19 protein-coding genes and 1 riboswitch are annotated in these 17,872 nt (G+C 54.5%); of the genes, 7 read left to right on the top strand and 12 right to left on the bottom strand.

The window, feature by feature from the left end; genetic code table 11:
- Window positions 1–30: 30 nt before the first annotated feature.
- The gene (yoaE, locus tag ABLU88_RS04210) at window positions 31–1,590 is read right to left on the bottom strand and encodes a CNNM family cation transport protein YoaE (RefSeq protein ID WP_148849310.1); all 1,560 of its coding nucleotides are present in this window, start codon (window positions 1,588–1,590) and stop codon (window positions 31–33) included.
- 446 nt (window positions 1,591–2,036) lie between these two features.
- On the opposite strand from yoaE, the gene manX reads away from it, so the two are divergent.
- From manX to mntP, 5 genes are all read left to right on the top strand, one after another.
- Window positions 2,037–3,005 (top strand): PTS mannose transporter subunit IIAB, encoded by a 969-nt coding sequence (manX, locus tag ABLU88_RS04205; RefSeq protein WP_004103303.1) that lies wholly within the window; start codon window positions 2,037–2,039, stop codon window positions 3,003–3,005.
- A 60-nt stretch (window positions 3,006–3,065) separates the two neighbouring features.
- Window positions 3,066–3,866 (top strand): PTS mannose transporter subunit IIC, encoded by an 801-nt coding sequence (gene manY, locus ABLU88_RS04200; protein WP_004103305.1) that lies wholly within the window; start codon window positions 3,066–3,068, stop codon window positions 3,864–3,866.
- Window positions 3,867–3,878: 12 nt separating this feature from the next.
- The gene (locus tag ABLU88_RS04195) at window positions 3,879–4,730 is read left to right on the top strand and encodes a PTS mannose transporter subunit IID (protein WP_004103307.1); all 852 of its coding nucleotides are present in this window, start codon (window positions 3,879–3,881) and stop codon (window positions 4,728–4,730) included.
- Between the two features lie 53 nt (window positions 4,731–4,783).
- Window positions 4,784–5,242, top strand: a complete 459-nt coding sequence (locus ABLU88_RS04190) for a DUF986 family protein (protein WP_004852044.1) — start codon at window positions 4,784–4,786, stop codon at window positions 5,240–5,242.
- A gap of 198 nt (window positions 5,243–5,440) precedes the next feature.
- Window positions 5,441–5,595, top strand: a riboswitch (yybP-ykoY riboswitch).
- 71 nt (window positions 5,596–5,666) lie between these two features.
- Window positions 5,667–6,233 carry a manganese efflux pump MntP gene (gene mntP, locus ABLU88_RS04185; protein WP_014229818.1) on the top strand — a complete coding sequence of 189 codons (567 nt, stop codon included), beginning with the start codon at window positions 5,667–5,669 and terminating at the stop codon, window positions 6,231–6,233.
- A gap of 3 nt (window positions 6,234–6,236) precedes the next feature.
- Here the strand turns inward: mntP and rlmA are convergent, their stop codons facing one another.
- From rlmA to mgrB, 6 genes are all read right to left on the bottom strand, one after another.
- Window positions 6,237–7,031, bottom strand: coding sequence for a 23S rRNA (guanine(745)-N(1))-methyltransferase (gene rlmA, locus ABLU88_RS04180; protein WP_014838813.1), 795 nt, complete (start codon window positions 7,029–7,031; stop codon window positions 6,237–6,239).
- A gap of 60 nt (window positions 7,032–7,091) precedes the next feature.
- Window positions 7,092–8,837, bottom strand: a complete 1,746-nt coding sequence (gene ftsI / locus ABLU88_RS04175) for a peptidoglycan glycosyltransferase FtsI (RefSeq protein ID WP_014229820.1) — start codon at window positions 8,835–8,837, stop codon at window positions 7,092–7,094.
- Between the two features lie 189 nt (window positions 8,838–9,026).
- The gene (cspE, locus tag ABLU88_RS04170) at window positions 9,027–9,236 is read right to left on the bottom strand and encodes a transcription antiterminator/RNA stability regulator CspE (protein ID WP_001062678.1); all 210 of its coding nucleotides are present in this window, start codon (window positions 9,234–9,236) and stop codon (window positions 9,027–9,029) included.
- A 41-nt stretch (window positions 9,237–9,277) separates the two neighbouring features.
- Window positions 9,278–9,394, bottom strand: coding sequence for a DUF2627 domain-containing protein (locus ABLU88_RS04165; protein ID WP_004134862.1), 117 nt, complete (start codon window positions 9,392–9,394; stop codon window positions 9,278–9,280).
- 610 nt (window positions 9,395–10,004) lie between these two features.
- Complete coding sequence (locus tag ABLU88_RS04160; protein WP_004103312.1) at window positions 10,005–10,295, bottom strand: YebO family protein; 291 nt, start codon at window positions 10,293–10,295, stop codon at window positions 10,005–10,007.
- 74 nt (window positions 10,296–10,369) lie between these two features.
- Window positions 10,370–10,513, bottom strand: a complete 144-nt coding sequence (mgrB, locus tag ABLU88_RS04155) for a PhoP/PhoQ regulator MgrB (protein ID WP_002911375.1) — start codon at window positions 10,511–10,513, stop codon at window positions 10,370–10,372.
- Window positions 10,514–10,672: 159 nt separating this feature from the next.
- Between mgrB and ABLU88_RS04150 the strand changes: the two genes are divergently transcribed.
- Window positions 10,673–10,912: a YobH family protein gene (locus tag ABLU88_RS04150; protein ID WP_004122000.1), complete on the top strand. Its 240-nt coding sequence runs from the start codon at window positions 10,673–10,675 to the stop codon at window positions 10,910–10,912.
- Window positions 10,913–10,956: 44 nt separating this feature from the next.
- On the opposite strand, the gene kdgR is transcribed toward ABLU88_RS04150, so the two are convergent.
- Window positions 10,957–11,748, bottom strand: a complete 792-nt coding sequence (gene kdgR / locus ABLU88_RS04145) for a DNA-binding transcriptional regulator KdgR (RefSeq protein WP_004103314.1) — start codon at window positions 11,746–11,748, stop codon at window positions 10,957–10,959.
- Between the two features lie 177 nt (window positions 11,749–11,925).
- On the opposite strand from kdgR, the gene ABLU88_RS04140 reads away from it, so the two are divergent.
- Entirely contained in the window at window positions 11,926–13,299 is a 1,374-nt protein-coding gene (locus ABLU88_RS04140) for an MFS transporter (RefSeq protein ID WP_048261011.1), read from the top strand.
- 72 nt (window positions 13,300–13,371) lie between these two features.
- Here the strand turns inward: ABLU88_RS04140 and htpX are convergent, their stop codons facing one another.
- The 4 genes from htpX to ABLU88_RS04120 form a co-directional block, all read right to left on the bottom strand.
- Complete coding sequence (gene htpX / locus ABLU88_RS04135; RefSeq protein WP_014229823.1) at window positions 13,372–14,253, bottom strand: protease HtpX; 882 nt, start codon at window positions 14,251–14,253, stop codon at window positions 13,372–13,374.
- Window positions 14,254–14,490: 237 nt separating this feature from the next.
- Complete coding sequence (gene prc, locus ABLU88_RS04130; protein ID WP_014229824.1) at window positions 14,491–16,539, bottom strand: carboxy terminal-processing peptidase; 2,049 nt, start codon at window positions 16,537–16,539, stop codon at window positions 14,491–14,493.
- A gap of 19 nt (window positions 16,540–16,558) precedes the next feature.
- Entirely contained in the window at window positions 16,559–17,242 is a 684-nt protein-coding gene (proQ, locus tag ABLU88_RS04125; protein WP_004852059.1) for an RNA chaperone ProQ, read from the bottom strand.
- A 97-nt stretch (window positions 17,243–17,339) separates the two neighbouring features.
- Complete coding sequence (locus tag ABLU88_RS04120) at window positions 17,340–17,837, bottom strand: GAF domain-containing protein (RefSeq protein ID WP_025106141.1); 498 nt, start codon at window positions 17,835–17,837, stop codon at window positions 17,340–17,342.
- Window positions 17,838–17,872 lie beyond the last annotated feature (35 nt).

Genomic DNA, 17,872 nt, shown 5'->3' with positions numbered 1-17,872 from the left:
GGCGGCCCGAGGGCCGACGGGCATCAGCCGTTACTCTTCTTCGTCGTTATACTGTCGCAGCTTGACGACGCGTACCAGATCGACGCGATAATCGTTGGCTTCAACAATCGTGAACTGCAGAGGTGCCAGTTCAAGCACGTCGCCCGGACGCGGAATATGGCCGTTGACGGCAATCACCAGGCCGGCAACCGTGGCAATATCTTCGTCCTCATCGACCAGATCGTCTACCCCCAACGCCTGCTGCAACGCATGCACGTCGGTTGAACCTTTCACCAGCCAGCCGTCGCCGTCGATGACAATTTCCGGCGTTTCGTCAGCATCCGGGAACTCGCCGGCAATCGCCTCCAGTACGTCCAGCGGCGTAACCAGCCCCTGTACGACGCCAAACTCGTTAGTCACGATGACAAAGCTACCGCGGGCGCGGCGCAGCACGCCCAGCAGATTGATCGGGTCCAGCGTTTCCGGGACCACAATCGCCGGCGAGGCGGAAGCCAGAGCGGCAACATTGTCACCCGCTTCCAGCGCCACCAGCATCTCTTTCGCCCGCACGATACCGATGATTTCATCCAGCTCGCCGCGGCAGACCGGGAACAGGCTGTGCGGTGAAGAGAGCAGCTGACGGCGAATTTCCTCTTCGCTTTGCTCGGCGTTTACCCAGCTAATTTCCCCGCGCGGGGTCATAATGCTGCGCAACGAACGCTGGGCCAGGGTCAGCACGCCGTTAATCATATAGCGTTCTTCTTCCGCAAACGCGCCTTCGGGGATCGGCACGACCGACGCGCTATCGCTATCATGCGCCGCGGCGCTTTGCTTACGCCCGCCCATCAGACGGAGGATCGCATCGGCAGTGCGCGCGCGTAGAGGCAGGGTCGATTGATGACGAATAAAGTTACGGCGCGCAATCTGGTTAAAGAACTCGATGGTTATCGAGAAGCCAATCGCGGCGTACAGGTAACCTTTCGGTATATGGAAACCAAAACCTTCAGCCACCAGGCTCAGGCCGATCATCAGCAGGAAGCTCAGACAGAGCACTACCACCGTCGGATGCTGGTTGACAAAATTAGTCAACGGCTTCGAAGCCAGCAGCATCACCGCCATCGCGATCACCACCGCCGCCATCATCACCGGCAGGTGGTTAACCATCCCGACCGCGGTAATCACGGCGTCCAGCGAGAACACGGCGTCCAGTACCACGATTTGTAGTACCACCACCCAGAAGCTGGCATAGCCTTTACCATGACCGGAGTCATGCTGGCGGTTCTCCAGCCGTTCATGCAGTTCGGTGGTCGCCTTAAACAGCAGGAATATCCCCCCGAGCAGCATGATCAGGTCGCGTCCGGAAAACGAGAAATCGGCAACGCTGAAAAGCGGTTTCGTCAGGGTCACCATCCACGAAATAACCGACAGCAGACCCAGGCGCATAAACAGCGCCAGCGAGAGGCCGATCAGGCGCGCCTTGTCCCGCTGCTTTGGCGGCAGCTTGTCGGCAAGGATGGCGATAAACACCAGGTTGTCGATACCCAGTACGATTTCAAGGACGACAAGCGTCAGCAAACCGGCCCAAATAGAGGGATCCATTAAGAATTCCATGAGCAGCTCCAGTTAACGACAGGCGTAGTCATCGCTGTGTCATGCACAGACGAGACACTTGTTGCTGGTGAAAAGACGTAGCAGGTGGCGGCGGCAAACGCGTGCCGGAAGGTGAAAAGACGTCGGTGACGGTCCATATAGCGGGCTATGCCCTATACTCCTGAGTAATTAAACGGAACGTAAACATAGCAAAATATAGAGCATAATTGGAAAAAATTTACCTGTCTTTGCAATAGCTAAGACTATTTTTTGCGCTGCAAAATAATTACCAACAGATGCATAATTAGCGGAGCTTCATCACATTAATTATTTTTTCACTGTCTAAAATAATTCGCTGTAGTAATTACTTTATATCTTACACCCTTACTGAATCGATTTTGTTCGCAAGAGTGATTCAGGATGTATCAGAACAGATGATGCATTCACGATTATAAAGGAGGTAGCAAGTGACGATTGCTATTGTAATAGGCACACATGGTTGGGCTGCAGAACAGCTGTTAAAAACGGCAGAAATGCTGCTGGGCGAACAGGAAAACGTAGGCTGGATTGATTTCGTCCCTGGCGAAAACGCAGAAACGTTAATCGAAAAGTACAACGCTCAGTTGGCAAAGCTGGATACAGCAAAAGGCGTGTTATTTCTCGTCGATACATGGGGAGGCAGCCCGTTTAACGCGGCCAGCCGCATTGTCGTCGATAAAGAACATTATGAAGTCATCGCGGGCGTTAATATTCCGATGCTGGTCGAAACGCTGATGGCGCGTGACGACAACCCGTCGTTCGATGAGCTGGTTGCCCTGGCGGTAGAAACCGGTCGCGAAGGCGTTAAGGCGCTGAAAGCGAAGCCGGTGGAAAAGGCCGCCCCTGCTCCGGTTCAGGCTGCTGCACCGAAAGCGGCTGCGCCATTGAAGCCAATGGGTCCAAACGACTACATGGTTATCGGACTTGCGCGTATCGATGACCGTTTAATCCACGGCCAGGTCGCCACTCGCTGGACTAAAGAAACCAACGTTTCCCGCATTATCGTCGTCAGCGACGAAGTTGCGGCGGATACCGTACGTAAAACGCTGCTGACTCAGGTTGCTCCTCCGGGCGTTACCGCCCACGTTGTAGACGTCGCGAAAATGATCCGCGTCTATAACAACCCCAAATACGCAGGCGAGCGCATTATGCTGCTGTTCACTAACCCAACGGACGTTGAACGCGTGGTTGAAGGCGGTGTGAAAATCACCAGCGTCAACATCGGTGGCATGGCTTTCCGCCAGGGTAAAACGCAGGTGAACAACGCCATTTCGGTCGATGAGAAAGATATCGAAGCGTTCAAAAAGCTGAATGCCCGCGGTATCGAACTGGAGGCCCGCAAAGTTTCCACCGACCAGAAACTGAAAATGATGGATCTGATCGCCAAGGTGAAATAAGTCACCCCGCGGATCGCAACGCAATTTTCAACTTAAGACTTAATCAACAGGAGAAGTACAATGGAGATTACCTTTCTTCAGATTGTGCTGGTGTTCATCGTCGCGTGTATTGCGGGTATGGAGTCGGTACTTGATGAATTTCAGTTCCACCGTCCTCTGGTGGCCTGTACGCTGATTGGCGCCGTTCTCGGGGATATGAAAACCGGTATTATTATCGGTGGTACCCTGGAAATGATCGCCCTGGGCTGGATGAACATCGGTGCGGCCGTTGCGCCGGATGCCGCCCTTGCTTCCATCATCTCTACCGTTCTGGTTATCGCCGGCCATCAAAGCATCGGTGCCGGTATCGCGCTGGCAATCCCGCTGGCAGCGGCAGGCCAGGTTTTGACCATTATCGTCCGTACCATCACCGTTGCCTTCCAGCACGCGGCGGATAAGGCCGCGGAGAATGGAAACCTGACGGCCATATCCTGGCTGCACGTTTCATCGCTGTTCCTGCAGGCCATGCGTATCGCTATCCCTGCCGTTATCGTGGCGATTTCCGTCGGCACCAGCGAAGTACAGGGTATGCTGAACGCCATTCCAGAAGTGGTTACCGGCGGTCTGAACATCGCGGGCGGCATGATCGTGGTCGTCGGTTACGCGATGGTCATCAACATGATGCGCGCAGGCTACCTGATGCCGTTCTTCTACCTGGGCTTTGTGACCGCCGCGTTCACCGATTTCAACCTGGTTGCTCTGGGTGTAATTGGTACCGTGATGGCGGTGCTCTACATCCAGCTGAGCCCGAAATACAACCGCGTAGCGGGTGCGCCTGTGCAGGCTGCTGGTAATAACGATCTCGACAACGAACTGGACTAACAGGTGAGCGAAATGGTTGATATGACTAAAAATACCACCGAGAAAAAACTGACTCAGAGTGATATTCGTGGCGTGTTCATTCGTTCTAACCTGTTCCAGGGTTCATGGAACTTCGAACGTATGCAGGCGCTGGGCTTCTGCTTCTCCATGGTGCCGGCTATTCGTCGCCTGTATCCGGAGAACAACGATGCGCGTAAACAGGCGATTAAACGTCACCTTGAGTTCTTTAACACCCATCCCTACGTTGCGGCGCCGGTTCTCGGCGTAACGCTGGCGATGGAAGAGCAGCGTGCTAACGGCGCAGAGATCGACGATGGTGCTATCAACGGTATCAAAGTTGGTCTGATGGGCCCGCTGGCCGGCGTGGGCGACCCTATCTTCTGGGGTACCGTTCGTCCGGTGTTCGCCGCGCTGGGCGCAGGTATCGCCATGAGCGGCAGTCTGCTCGGGCCTCTGCTGTTCTTTATCCTGTTTAACGCGGTGCGTCTGCTGACCCGTTATTACGGCGTAGCGTACGGTTACCGTAAAGGTATCGATATCGTTAAAGATATGGGCGGCGGCTTCCTGCAGAAACTGACCGAGGGGGCGTCAATTCTCGGCCTGTTTGTCATGGGGGCATTGGTTAACAAGTGGACGCACGTGAACATCCCGCTGGTGGTTTCCACCATCACCGGTCAGGATGGCCAGACGCGCGTGACCACCGTGCAGACTATCCTTGACCAGCTGATGCCGGGCCTGGTGCCGCTGCTGCTGACCTTCGCCTGTATGTGGCTGCTGCGCAAGAAAGTTAACGCCCTGTGGATCATCGTTGGCTTCTTCGTCATCGGTATCGCGGGCTACGCTGTCGGCCTGCTGGGCCAGTAATCTACACGCTGTGCGCCGGGGGCTTGCCCCCGGCTTTTTTATTTGGAGGATGGATGACAATCACGGACCTGGTGTTAATCCTGTTTATTCTCGTTCTGCTCGCGTTTGCGATTTACGATCAGTTCATCATGCCGCGCCGCAATGGCCCCGTTTTGCTGGCTATCCCCCTGCTCCGCCGCAATCGCGTCGATGGCATTATCTTCGTCGGCCTCATTGCTATCCTGATTTATAACAATATTGCCAGCCAGGGCGAACTTATCACCACCTGGCTATTATCTGCCCTGGCCTTGATGGGGTTATATCTTTTCTGGATCCGTTCACCCAAAATCATCTTCAAAAAAGAAGGCTTTTTTTTCGCCAATATCTGGATCGAATATAAGCGTATTAAAGAGATGAATTTATCGGAAGATGGCGTGCTGGTTATGCAATTAGAGCAGCGTCGCCTGCTAATTCGCGTACAAAATATCGACGACCTGGAAAAAATATACAAACTTCTCATTTCAACTCAATGAGTTACAAATATAGCCTGCGCTATATTTTGTCATTCCCCGGCGAATGGAATATAGCCGCGGCTATATTCCATTCGTTTAATTCGCCGATATTTATTAACGAATTATTCACTTCTAAATTTAAATGAAAATCGTTATCATTTGGTTAGCAAAATAACCTGACTCTGTTATTGTTTTATATTCTAAAATTATGTTAAGGTTGCGCCCGTCGTTGGGGAGTAGCCAATTTTCTGCCTGCCAGAAAATGTACGTGTCAACATACTCGTTGCAAAACGTGGCACGTACGGGTTGAAGAAGAACGTCTTCAATCAGGCGAGACCATAGACGCATCGCTGCTGTACGCGGCGCCTCATCTTCAGGATGGGCTGCGTATTTTTACTGGGGGCGGCGATGTGTCATATGGATTATCCCCGGTCAGGACGCTCTCATGAATGTATCCGCTACAATTCTTCTTGCCTTCGGCATGTCCATGGACGCCTTCGCGGCCTCTATTGGCAAAGGCGCCACTCTCCATAAACCTAAATTTTCTGAAGCCCTGCGCACGGGTCTTATCTTTGGCGCTATCGAAACGCTCACGCCGCTGGTCGGTTGGGGAATGGGGATGCTTGCCAGCCAGTTTGTTCTCGAGTGGAACCACTGGATTGCCTTTGTGCTGCTGGTGTTTCTCGGCGGTCGAATGGTTATCGAAGGGTTTCGCGGCGGCAACGACGACGACTGCGAAACTCCGCGACGCCACGGTTTCTGGCTGCTGGTGACCACCGCATTCGCTACCAGCCTTGACGCCATGGCCGTCGGCGTTGGCCTGGCGTTTCTGCAGGTCAACATTATCGCCACCGCGCTGGCTATCGGCTGCGCCACGCTGATAATGTCGACGCTCGGTATGATGGTGGGACGTTTTATCGGCCCGCTGCTCGGCAAACGGGCGGAAATCCTCGGCGGTATCGTGCTGATTGGCATCGGCGCCCAGATCCTCTGGAGCCATTTCGCCGGCTGATCCTCAGGCGTCGCGCTGCCAGCAGTGAATGGCAAAATCGGTCTGGCAGTCAAATCCCACCTGTTGACGCAGCGCTTCCCGAACCGGCGGCTTAGCCCGCCACGCAAACGGCGTCATTTGCAGTAAAGCTTCCGCCTCGCTGCCGTTAAGCTGCATCGGATAGGCCAGCTGCTGCTGGTGACGTAGCGTAAACCCTGCCATCTCTTCCGCGTTCTGCTCGTGCAAACGCACTTCGTCGTATATCAACCCTTTCAGCTCCATCAGGTGACGAGGCCCCGGCGTCGCGGTGATGACCCAGCCGCCGGGGCGGACAACGCGCGCCAGCTCAACGGCATTGCAGGGGGCGTAAATACGTACTATCGCATCCAGGCTTGCATCCTCAAACGGTAAACGCTGGCTGGAGGCGACGCAAAAGTTGACCTGCGGGTACCGTTTTGCCGCCGCGCGGATAGCGGATTTCGACACGTCCAGACCCCAGCTGCGGCTGGCGATGGCGGCAAAAGCGTGGGTGTAGTAGCCTTCCCCGCAGCCGATGTCCAGTAAATCGGTCGGCGCGAAGGTGTGCAGATAAGCGCAGATCGCGTCGCGAAGCGGCTGATAATGACCCGCATCGAGAAACGCCCGCCGGGCCTGCATCATTTCAGCGCTGTCGCCCGGATCGCGGGAGCGCTTAAACTGCACCGGCAGTAAATTGACGTACCCTTCCTTCGCCAGATCGAACTGATGCCGCTGCGGGCAGATAAAGCTATTATCGCGGCGCTCAAGCGGCGCGTGGCAAAGTGGGCAACTGTAAGACATGGCAACTCCGGTGTGCTGAAAGGGCGAAAGTGTAGCGCTATTCGCCCCTCCAGGCCACCGTTACAGCGCAGGCGGCAGCACGCCGTCATGATGCATGACGATCAGGTTTTCAGAACCCTGCGGCATCCCATCTGGCATCACGTTTTCCAGGCGCAGGACATCGCCCATGATCTGGCTGAATACCGGCGCCGACACTGCCCCACCGTAATACGAACCGTTGCTGGGGTCGTTCATCACCACTACCAGCGCAAATTTTGGGTTACTGGCGGGCGCCACCCCTGCGGTGTAGGCCACGTATTTGTCGATATATTTCCCGTCAGGGCCAATTTTCTTGGCGGTACCGGTTTTTACCGCCACCCGATAGTCGCGCACCGCCGCTTTTGTGCCCCCGCCGCCCGGCAAGGCAACGCTCTCCATCATATGTTCGACTTCATGCACAATCTGCTCCGGCATCACTCGGGTGCCCATGACCGGCGGATCGATACGCGTGATCGATAGCGGACGCTCAATACCGTAGCTGCCAATAGTTGCGTAAACGTGCGCCAGCTGGAGCGGCGTAACCATCAGGCCGTAGCCGAAGGCGAATGTCGCCCGGTCCAGCTGTCCCCAGTAGCGACGCTGCGGCATCAGCCCGGCGCTTTCACCGGTTAATCCCAGACCGGTAGAGTCGCCGAAACCGAACGCTTTATAGGTATCGATAAGATGTTGAATCGGCATGGCCAGCGACAAATGTGAAACGCCGGTATCGCTGGATTTTTGCAGAATGCCGGTGAGGGACAGCTCAGGGTAGTAACCGACGTCGCGAATACGATGACCGTCGAGGGTAAACGGATGGGTATCCACCACGCTATCCGGCTGAACAATGCCCTGCTGGAGCGCGGTCATCAGCACCAGCGGCTTAACCGTCGACCCCGGCTCGAAAGTATCGCTAATCGCGCGATTGCGGAAATCATCCAGCTTCGCGTCATCGCGATTGTTAGGGTTGAAATCGGGGTAGCTGGCCATCGACAGGATTTCCCCGGTATCAATTTTAATTAATACCGCCGCCCCTGATTCCGCTTTGTTCCAGCGCACGGCGTTATCCAGCGCGTCCTCGGTCACCGTTTGCAGACGCTCATCGATACTGAGCTGCAAATTGTGGGCCGGGACCGCCGGGACTTCGGTGATATTTTCGATGACGTTGCCGTGCCGGTCTTTGCGCACCAGGCGACGCCCGGGCTGACCGGTTAGCTGGGCATTAAAGCTTTTCTCTACCCCCTCGATTCCTTGATTATCGATATTGGTAAAGCCCAGCAGATTAGCCGCAACGTGCCCCGCGGGATAAAAACGACGCGACTCATCGCGCAGATTAATCCCCGGCAGGTGCAGCTTGTCGATCCACTCCGCCTGCTCCGGGTTTATCTGGCGCGCCAGATAGAGAAAACGCGCATGAGGATGCGCCTGCACGCGATGGGCAAGCTCGCTAAGGTTGAGGTGTAAAGCTTGCGCCATCGCCTGCCAGCGCGGGCCATATCCGACGCCGCCTTTTGCGAGAGTTGTTTGCGGATCGATCCAGATGGCGCTCACCGGCACGCTAACCGCCAGCGGGCGGCCCTCGCGATCGCTAATCATGCCGCGCTGCACGTCGATAGGCTCTTCGCGCAAGGAGCGCATATCTTCTTGTTTAACCAAATTGTCGGGAGAGACAATTTGCAGCCAGCCTACCCGGGCCAGCAGCAGACCCATACAGCAAAGAATGGCCACGCATAACAACCCAAACCGCAGAGGGGTAAAGTTGGCGGCTGACTTAAGTTTGTTCTTTTGCACCTTAGCTCCATCATTATTTTGCAACCACCTGATTTAACAGATATATACAAAACAGGTTGCTAAACAGTGCTAATAAGGATGTTGTTTTGCAACAAAGCGCAACAGAGGGAGGAAAAATGACATGATTTGCAATAAAGACTAAAAAGCCCCGCGGCTGCGAGGCTTTCTTACAAGATTCAGTGGTCTAAATCAGATAGCAGTTACGTTAACTGCAGCTGGACCTTTCTGGCCGTCCTGAATTTCGAACTCAACGTTCTGGCCTTCAGCCAGAGTTTTGAAGCCGTTACCCTGGATAGCGGAGAAGTGTACGAACACATCTTTGCTGCCATCAGCCGGAGTAATGAAGCCAAAACCTTTAGACTCGTTGAACCACTTAACTTGACCTTTAATCTTTGCCATTTGCAAAATTCCTTAGACTGTTTTCTTCGCCCGTGGGGCACTTACATAGATAAAACTGACACATGACTGCATGAGGCACTAATATAAGGTTCGGCAGAGAAGCGGTATTCAACGACAACGTGTTTACTCAGGACTTCTTTACTGAAAATGCCACACATAAACAGAACTGTACCTCGTTTAACCCGAAACGTGTTATCACATACTACGTAAATAATGGCAAGCCATTTTTAGACGGCTCTCGATCGCTCGCACAAATTATAAGGGAATCATTTGATCACCTGCACATTTATGCGACTTTGCTTCCTCTGGCTTATCCTTCTCCCTCCGCGCTGGCGCCGCTGAGACGGCCCCCTGCCTGGGAGTTTATCCGCCATTGCTCAATGACTTCAGCTTGCCGGGCCCCGCGTAGAGCCAAGCTGCCAATTTTAGGGGGAGTCAGAAAGCATTGCATAAAGATGCATTTAAAAGCTCATATCGATAGTTGAAAAATTGCTTTACAGGCCCATGGCATAATATCGAAGCGCGTTAATTGAAGTACTTAAAATATTGTCTATACTTCATCGCAATAATGAACGCCTGATGACAGTCAGGTCTTTCCTGTTCTTTTATTTGATGAATTAAACAAACTAATTAAAGAGAGCATAAACGCGCCGCCTCCGCTTGCCGGTGGGCAGGTTTACGTTCGGAAGAGAATTTATCGATAAGGATACGTTATACACCGGGGGAGATACAGGCGCACACCGTCACGATGTACACCTGACAATCAGATTAGCGCTCTGCGACCAGACGAATGAAGTCGTCGTCGCCTTTCCCCTTCTCGGCGATGGAAGGTTCTGCGGCACTCTCCTTCTCTGGCTCATTGGCCTCGCAGAGACGGCGCAGCAGCGCGTTTTGCCGCTTTTGCTGATCCAGCAGCGCCTGCAGCAGCGCTATCTGCTCATTAGCGCGCGAGCTGGCGCGATTAACAAAAAACCATAACAACAGGCCGACAAGCAACAGCACAACTGAAAGCGCCACGGATGCCAGGCTTACAATCCCAGGATTTAGTAACTCACTCATTTCACCACCTCAAAGAGAAGGCGTTTATTCTACCACCCGCGCGGCAGAAGAAAATCAGTCATATTAAAAATGTCTTACCAGGGAATAAATTTATTGATAGTGCAGATGCCGCTGAAGAACTGTACATCCTGATCGCACATTACGTTAAGCATCTGAGTCCATAGCAGTAAACAACCTGCGATGATGACTATCAGCAAAACCCAGCGTAATTTTTTCACTCCACACTCCGCATCAGTACCAGATGTCGCCAGGATAACATGACCTTCTTAAACCGCGGCTAACTGTAATACGAAAGGCAAGTTTAGGAATCATAGACTTGTTTCAAACGATGTTCATGCCAGAATGGACGCAAGGATAATACAAATAATGAGGCAACAATGCGATTGATCATTCGTACCATTGTGGTGCTGGCTATCTTGTGGATTGGCGTATTATTAAGCGGCTACGGCGTATTAATGGGCAGCAGTGAGAATGCCGGGGGGCTGGGATTGCAGTGTAAATATCTCACGGCTCGCGGCATCAGTACCGCACAATATGTTCATTCCAGCAGCGGTATTATCGGCATTACCGATTGCCCTATCCTGCGAAAAAGCGCCACGGTTGTTGATAACGGCTAGTCACGATCGGGCTACAGACGCTGTAGCCCGATTTACGCACAAGGTCAGAACGGATAATCGTTGTAGCCCATCTGTTCTGAAATTTTACGCGCCGCCGTGTGCAGCATCGCCACGTACTCGTTCAGGCGCTCTTCCGAGAAACGCAGCGTCGGGAAAGAGATACTCAGGCCCGCGATAACCACGCCGAAGCGGTCGAAAACCGGAACCCCGATGCAGCGCAGTCCCTCTTCCTGCTCTTCGTTATCTTCGCCATACCCCTGCTCGCGGACCTTATCGAGAACCGCCAGCAGCTCTTCGGTGCTGGTGATAGTTCGGTCGGTGCTGCGTTTGTACTCCACCCCTTCCAGAATCTGCTCAACCTCGGCACGATCGCGCCAGGCCAGCAGCACTTTACCGATCGCGGTGCTGTACAGCGGGTTACGACGCCCGATGCGCGAATACATGCGCAAATTGTACATTGAGTCGATTTTGTGGATGTAAACAATGCTGTCTTCATCCAGGGCGCCCAGGTGGACGGTCTCTTTCGTCAGGCGTGAAAGCTCGCGCATCTGAATATCAGCGCTGCGCACCAAATCAACGTTCTGCAAAGCCCGCGCGCCAAGTTCGAAGAGTTTCAGGGTCAGAGAATATTTCTCGGACTCACCTTCCTGAGCTACGTATCCCAGCGATTTCATGGTCTGCAAAAAGCGATAAACGGTGCTTTTTGACATCATGACGCGCTGGGACAGTTCGGTAATGCCAATTTCACGCTCTTCGCCAAGCGCCTGCAGAATGCCAAAAACCTTCAATACCGAAGAGACAGAATCTGGCTGTTTATCCAAATCTGCAACTGCCATTTATCACCTCATCGCAACTGTTTTATAAAAATTAGAACCGGTTTTTATTATAAATTCGCATCCCGTTACCCGCAATCGTTCTTCTGCCGATTCGTTACAAATCTGCGACATGCCGCTGAATAATCAATGCTAAAATTATTAACCAGTTAATAGTTCCCGATAAGATACAGACTTCACATGGATAAAAACATCTCCGATGGGCTGCCTTTACCGCAGCGTTACGGCGCCATTCTGACCATTGTATTAGGCCTGGCGATGGCGGTGCTGGACGGCGCTATCGCCAACGTCGCCCTGCCGACCATCGCCAGCGATTTAAACGCATCCCCGGCCTCTTCAATCTGGATAGTTAATGCCTACCAAATTGCTATCGTTATCGCGCTGCTGCCGCTCTCTTTCCTCGGCGATATGGTCGGCTACCGGCGTATTTATAAAATCGGCCTGGTGCTTTTTACCTTCACGTCACTGGCCTGCGCGCTCTCCAGAAGCCTGGAAATGCTGACCCTGGCGCGCGTGGCGCAGGGGCTCGGCGGCGCGGCGCTGATGAGCGTTAACACCGCGCTGATTCGCCTGATTTATCCTCAGCGCTTTCTCGGCCGCGGGATGGGGATCAACTCTTTCGTGGTGGCCGTCTCCTCCGCGGCGGGGCCGACCATCGCCGCCGCGATTCTCTCAATGGCTTCATGGCAATGGCTGTTTCTGATTAACGTTCCGCTGGGGATTATTTCACTGCTTCTCGCGATGCGCTATCTGCCAGCTAACACCGGCCGCAGCAAGGTTACCCGCTTCGACCTGCCGAGCGCCATCATGAATGCCCTCACTTTTGGCTTACTGATTACCGCCCTCGGCGGGTTCGCTCAGGGCCAGTCAGGCGCGCTGGTTGCGGCGGAGGTTATGGCCATGCTGGTCGTCGGGTTCTTTTTTGTCCGCCGCCAGCTCAAAATGCCGGTCCCCCTGCTGCCGGTTGACCTGCTGCGCATTCCGCTATTCTCTCTGTCAATTTGTACGTCGATATGCTCTTTTTGCGCCCAGATGCTGGCGATGGTTTCGCTGCCGTTCTTCCTGCAGTCAATGATGGGGCGTAGCGAAGTGGAAACCGGTCTGCTCCTGACGCCGTGGCCGCTGGCCACTATGGTCATGGCGCCGCTGGCGGGATATTTGATTGAGAAAGTTCACGCCGGGCTGCTGGGCGCGATGGGTCTAATCATCATGGCCTGCGGCCTGTTCGGCCTGGCTTTACTGCCCTCCGCGCCGTCGGACCTGGATATTATCTGGCGAATGGCGCTCTGCGGCGCGGGCTTTGGCCTGTTCCAGTCCCCCAACAATCACACCATCGTCTCGTCAGCGCCGGCTCATCGCAGCGGCGGCGCAAGCGGCATGCTGGGGACCGCGCGCCTGCTTGGGCAGAGCACTGGCGCCGCGCTGGTGGCGCTGCTGTTTAACCTGCTGGGCAATAGCGGAACCCACACCGCGCTTCTGCTGGCCGGAACGTTTGCCGTCGTCGCGGCCGCCGTCAGCGGGCTACGCGTCACGCAGCCGCGCGTCAGGCTGTAACGCAAAAACCGGCGTAAAAAAATCCGCAGCCCGAAGGTTGCGGATTTTTGTTTTCAGGGCCAGGCGCGACGGTTATTTCAGGTATTCGCCGCTGCGCAGGGCTTCAATACGTTTATCCAGCGGCGGGTGAGTCATAAACAGCTCGCTCATGGATTTCGCTTTGCCGTTAATGCAGAACGCCATCATGCTGCTGGCCTCCTGCGGCTCATAGCTGGTTTTCAGACGCTGCAGCGCGGCGATCATTTTCTCACGCCCTACCAGCTTCGCTGAACCGGCGTCCGCATGGAACTCGCGGTAGCGGGAGAACCACATGGTGATGATGCTGGCCAGAATACCAAATACCAGCTCCAGCACCGTGGCGACCGCAAAGTAGATCAGCGGGTTGCCGTTGCTGCTTTCACCTTCATCGCGGTTGCCGCCGAGGAAGCCCGCCGCAATCTGCGCGATAACGCGCGAGATAAAGATAACGAAGGTGTTCACTACCCCCTGGATCAGCGTCATGGTGACCATATCACCGTTGGCGATGTGGCTAATCTCATGGGCGATAACCGCTTCCGCTTCATCACGGCTCATGTTCTGCAGCAGCCCGGTACTGACCGCCACCAGCGACGCATCGCGGCGCGCGCCGGTCGCGAAGGCGTTAATATCCGGCGCATGGTAGATAGCGACCTGCGGCATAGCGATGCCCGCCTGGCGCGCCTGCTGCGCGACGGTATTCATCAGCCAGCGCTCGGTTTCGTTACGCGGCTGCTCAATGACTTCCCCACCCACCGATTTCAGCGCCATCCATTTCGACATCAGCAGCGAAACGATTGAGCCGCCGAAACCAAACAACAGGGCCATGATCAGCAGCCCGGTCATGCTGCTTGACTGAATTCCCGTCAGGCTCAGCACCAGCCCGAACACCACCATCACTGCCAGGTTGGTCAGCAGGAAAAGCGCGATTCGCATCATAATTTTCTTTTAACCTCGATTTAACAAAACGCACTATGCGATTACCCACATGGTATGGGTAGAACGCCAATTTTCAACCATCAGGCCCCGCTAAGTCACGAGAAAGACACAACTTTACATTTTGTAGCATATTGCTGACGCTGGGCAAAAGCGTTGACATTTTGTTGAAATCAGGCAATGAACGTTGGGAAAGGCGAGAAAGAAAAACGGGCACAACTTAGTGTGCCCGTTGGGGGATTATTTACTGGCCGGAGGCTCTACCGCAGGCCGATCCTTTTCCTCATGGGCCAGGTCGAGCGCAATATGAACCGTTTCATCAAGATACGGGTCAGGCTCCTGGTAATCCTTCGGCAGATCTTCCAGTTTTTTCAGTAGCGGCTTGCCTTCGCGTTTCAGGCGATCGTTAACGCGGGCCAGACGAATCGCATCATCTTCTTCATTCTCCTTTTCACGCTGCGCGTAATTCAGGGAGACGATGTTGCGTTTGTCTTTCATCGCGTTATAGCGAGCAATGTCCTTCATGATGTACTGGAACTCAGGATCCTTGGCGATACGCGCATCGTGGCGCTTCAGCAGCTCGGGTCCGAACGGCGTCAGGTCACCATACTTCACGAAGGTTGCCGCATTGACGCTATCCCACGGCAGCGCGTTATCTTCATACTGCTCGCCGGTTTCACGCTCTTCGGTTCCGGTCGGCATCATGATGTCCGGCGTCACACCCTTGCGCTGAGTACTCCCGCCGTTAATACGGTAGAATTTCTGGATGGTGTACTGTACGGACCCCAGCGCCGGCCAGTCAGGGCGCAGCATCTGATCGTAAATGCGGTTCAGCGAACGATACTGCTGGACGGTCCCCTTGCCAAAGGTCGGCTCACCGACGATCAGCGCGCGGCCATAATCCTGCATCGCGGCGGCGAAAATTTCAGAAGCCGAGGCGCTGAAACGGTCGACCAGCACCACCAGCGGGCCTTTGTAGTACACCACGCCGTCGGTATCGCTGTCTTCACGCACCTTACCGTTATTATCGCGAACCTGGACAACCGGGCCGGATGGAATAAACAGGCCAGAAAGCGAAACCGCTTCGGTCAGCGCCCCGCCGCCGTTGCTGCGCAGATCGATAACGATGCTGCTAACGTTCTGTTTCTCCAGTTTCTGCAGCTGAACCTTGACGTCGTCCGTCAGGCCAACATAGAAACCCGGAATATCCAGCACGCCAACCTTCTCTTTGCCGACGGTTTTGACTGACATCTTAACCGCGCGGTCTTCAAGACGAATGCGTTCGCGCGTAAGGGTCACAATCCGCGTTTTCGCGCCTTTACCCGCCGGGAGAATTTCCAGACGAACCTTGCTGCCCTTGGGACCTTTGATCAGCGCCACGACATCATCAAGACGCCAGCCGATGACATCAACCATGCCTTTACCCGGCTGGCCAACGCCAACGATACGGTCGCCCACGCTGATGGATTTACTCTTCGCCGCAGGACCACCGGCCACCAGTGAGTTGATCACCGTGTAGTCGTCATCCATCTGCAGTACCGCGCCGATACCTTCGAGAGACAGGCTCATTTCGGTGTTGAACTGTTCGGTATTGCGCGGAGAGAGATAGTTCGTATGCGGGTCGATTTCACGCGCAAAGGCGGTCATCGCCAGCGAGAAAACGTCTTCGCTATTGGTTTGCGCCAGACGGCGAATGGCAAACTTGTAGCGACGGGTTAGGGTCTCGCGAATCTCTTTATCATCTTTGCCAGCCAGCTTGAGGCTGAGCTGATCAAACTTCACCTTGGCGTCCCACAGCGCATTCAGCTCGGCCTCATCTTTCGGCCAGGGAGACTTGCTGCGGTCAAGGTTGAAGTTGTCATTGCCGGTAAAGTCCATCGGACGTTCCAGCACTTTCAATGCATATTGATAACGCTCAAATCGACGCTTCTGCGCCAGGTTATACAGGTCGTAAAAAACGTCCAGCTTCCCGCTGCGCAGCTCATCGCCGATTTGATTCTTTTTCGCGGCAAACTGGGCCACGTCGCTGGCTAACAGCACGTTATGGCTGTAGTCGAGCAGGTTCAGGTAGCGATCGAAAATTTTTGCCGAAAAGGCATTATCAAGATCGAACTGCCGGTAGTGAGAGCGGGTAAAGCGCGATGTGACGCGCTCGCTCACCGTCGCGTGCTGCGGCTCTTCTTTCAGCACGGGGATTTGATCGATCCGGGTGATATCGTCCACGGCGAACGACTGGCCTGCGATTACCAGCAGGCCCGCCAACGCGGTGAGCTTAAAGAATTTGTTCATGCCTGGCCCGGCCTCCGTTTCAGAACACCAGGTGTTCTGCGCGTACAATCATTGACATACCAGAAGTCAGCTGTACACGAACGCCATCTTTGGTGATTTCCAGGACGGTGGCGTCCATTGCATTATTGCCTGCTTTCACCTTCAGTGCCTGGCCAACGGTCAATACAGACACATCTGATACAGGGGTATGACGCTCTTCGCGCGGCGCTTTGGCTGCTGCTGCCGGGCGAGGTTTACGCTGCTCAGCGCCGTCTTTACGACGCGCCTGAGGCTGAGGACGCGGTTTACGCTCGCGACGTGCCCCCTCTTCCGGCTGGCCTGCTGCGGCAGCGGCTTCGCGTTTTTTGGCCTGCTGCGCTTCGCGCTGCGCCTGGACGCGGGCTTTTGCTTCTTCAAGCTGCTGACGGGCATGAGCGACGTGCTGCTCTTCCAGTTCGCCGCACGGGTTGCCGTCAAGGTCAACGCGGACTGCGCCAGGCTTAACGCCGTACAGGTAGCGCCAGCTCGAAGTATAAAGACGCAAAGCAGCGCGAAGTTGGGTTTTGCTGAGATTCATCTCTCCGCCAACGCGCTCAACGAGATCCTGAAAAATACCGACTTTCAGGGGGCGAGCTTCGCCTTCAGCGCTAAAACACTGAGGGAAACGTTCGGCCAGAAACGCAATGACTTCTTTACTGCTATTCAACTTAGGTTGATTTTCCATGAAATTTCCTGATTACAACGGACGTAGCCAACAAGCCGCAGGCATGAACAGGCGTCATTATAATGACGTCATCGGTAAATGCTACGTTATCCGTTGATTATCCTGCGACGCGGGTGAATATTTTTTGATAATCAGTCGCAGAAATGAGTTTTTCCAGATGCGCGACCAGTTCTGCCAGTCCCTGCTCATCTTCAGCGGTGAAGCGGGAATGCGCCGTGCTATCGATATCCAGGACGCCGATAGTTTGATTGTTCACCCGTAACGGGAAGACAATTTCCGAATTACTGGCGGCGTCACAGGCGATGTGCCCATCAAACGCGTGAACATCCTCTACCCGCTGCACGCAATTCTGCGCGACGGCAGTCCCGCATACGCCGCGTCCGACCGGAATCCGCACGCAGGCCAGCTTGCCCTGGAACGGGCCAAGCACCAGCGTGTCACCTTCCAGAAGATAGAAACCGGCCCAGTTCACGTCGGTCAGCCGCTCGAACAGCAGCGCGCTGGTATTTGAAATCATCGCCAGAAAACTGGTTTCGCCTGCCATTAACGCCTGAAAATCGCGGTTCAAATCCGCGTAGAATTCTGATTTGTTCATTATTTGGTCGCTTAGTTGTCTTACTACCTTACACT

Source organism: Klebsiella sp. GW_Kp182 (genome assembly GCF_040062275.1).
Classification (GTDB): Bacteria; Pseudomonadota; Gammaproteobacteria; order Enterobacterales; family Enterobacteriaceae; genus Klebsiella; species Klebsiella michiganensis.
The sequence above is the reverse complement of the archived record's forward strand: the minus strand, read 5'-3'. Positions and strand labels throughout refer to the sequence as shown.

Coding starts and splice junctions, on each gene's coding strand:
- yoaE (WP_148849310.1), bottom strand. CDS start 1,590: ATGGAATTCTTAATGGATCCCTCTATTTGGGCCGGTTTGCTGACGCTT.
- manY (WP_004103305.1), top strand. CDS start 3,066: ATGGAGATTACCTTTCTTCAGATTGTGCTGGTGTTCATCGTCGCGTGT.
- ABLU88_RS04195 (WP_004103307.1), top strand. CDS start 3,879: ATGGTTGATATGACTAAAAATACCACCGAGAAAAAACTGACTCAGAGT.
- ABLU88_RS04190 (WP_004852044.1), top strand. CDS start 4,784: ATGACAATCACGGACCTGGTGTTAATCCTGTTTATTCTCGTTCTGCTC.
- mntP (WP_014229818.1), top strand. CDS start 5,667: ATGAATGTATCCGCTACAATTCTTCTTGCCTTCGGCATGTCCATGGAC.
- rlmA (WP_014838813.1), bottom strand. CDS start 7,031: ATGTCTTACAGTTGCCCACTTTGCCACGCGCCGCTTGAGCGCCGCGAT.
- cspE (WP_001062678.1), bottom strand. CDS start 9,236: ATGGCAAAGATTAAAGGTCAAGTTAAGTGGTTCAACGAGTCTAAAGGT.
- ABLU88_RS04165 (WP_004134862.1), bottom strand. CDS start 9,394: ATGTGTGGCATTTTCAGTAAAGAAGTCCTGAGTAAACACGTTGTCGTT.
- ABLU88_RS04160 (WP_004103312.1), bottom strand. CDS start 10,295: ATGAGTGAGTTACTAAATCCTGGGATTGTAAGCCTGGCATCCGTGGCG.
- ABLU88_RS04150 (WP_004122000.1), top strand. CDS start 10,673: ATGCGATTGATCATTCGTACCATTGTGGTGCTGGCTATCTTGTGGATT.
- kdgR (WP_004103314.1), bottom strand. CDS start 11,748: ATGGCAGTTGCAGATTTGGATAAACAGCCAGATTCTGTCTCTTCGGTA.
- ABLU88_RS04140 (WP_048261011.1), top strand. CDS start 11,926: ATGGATAAAAACATCTCCGATGGGCTGCCTTTACCGCAGCGTTACGGC.
- htpX (WP_014229823.1), bottom strand. CDS start 14,253: ATGATGCGAATCGCGCTTTTCCTGCTGACCAACCTGGCAGTGATGGTG.
- prc (WP_014229824.1), bottom strand. CDS start 16,539: ATGAACAAATTCTTTAAGCTCACCGCGTTGGCGGGCCTGCTGGTAATC.
- proQ (WP_004852059.1), bottom strand. CDS start 17,242: ATGGAAAATCAACCTAAGTTGAATAGCAGTAAAGAAGTCATTGCGTTT.
- ABLU88_RS04120 (WP_025106141.1), bottom strand. CDS start 17,837: ATGAACAAATCAGAATTCTACGCGGATTTGAACCGCGATTTTCAGGCG.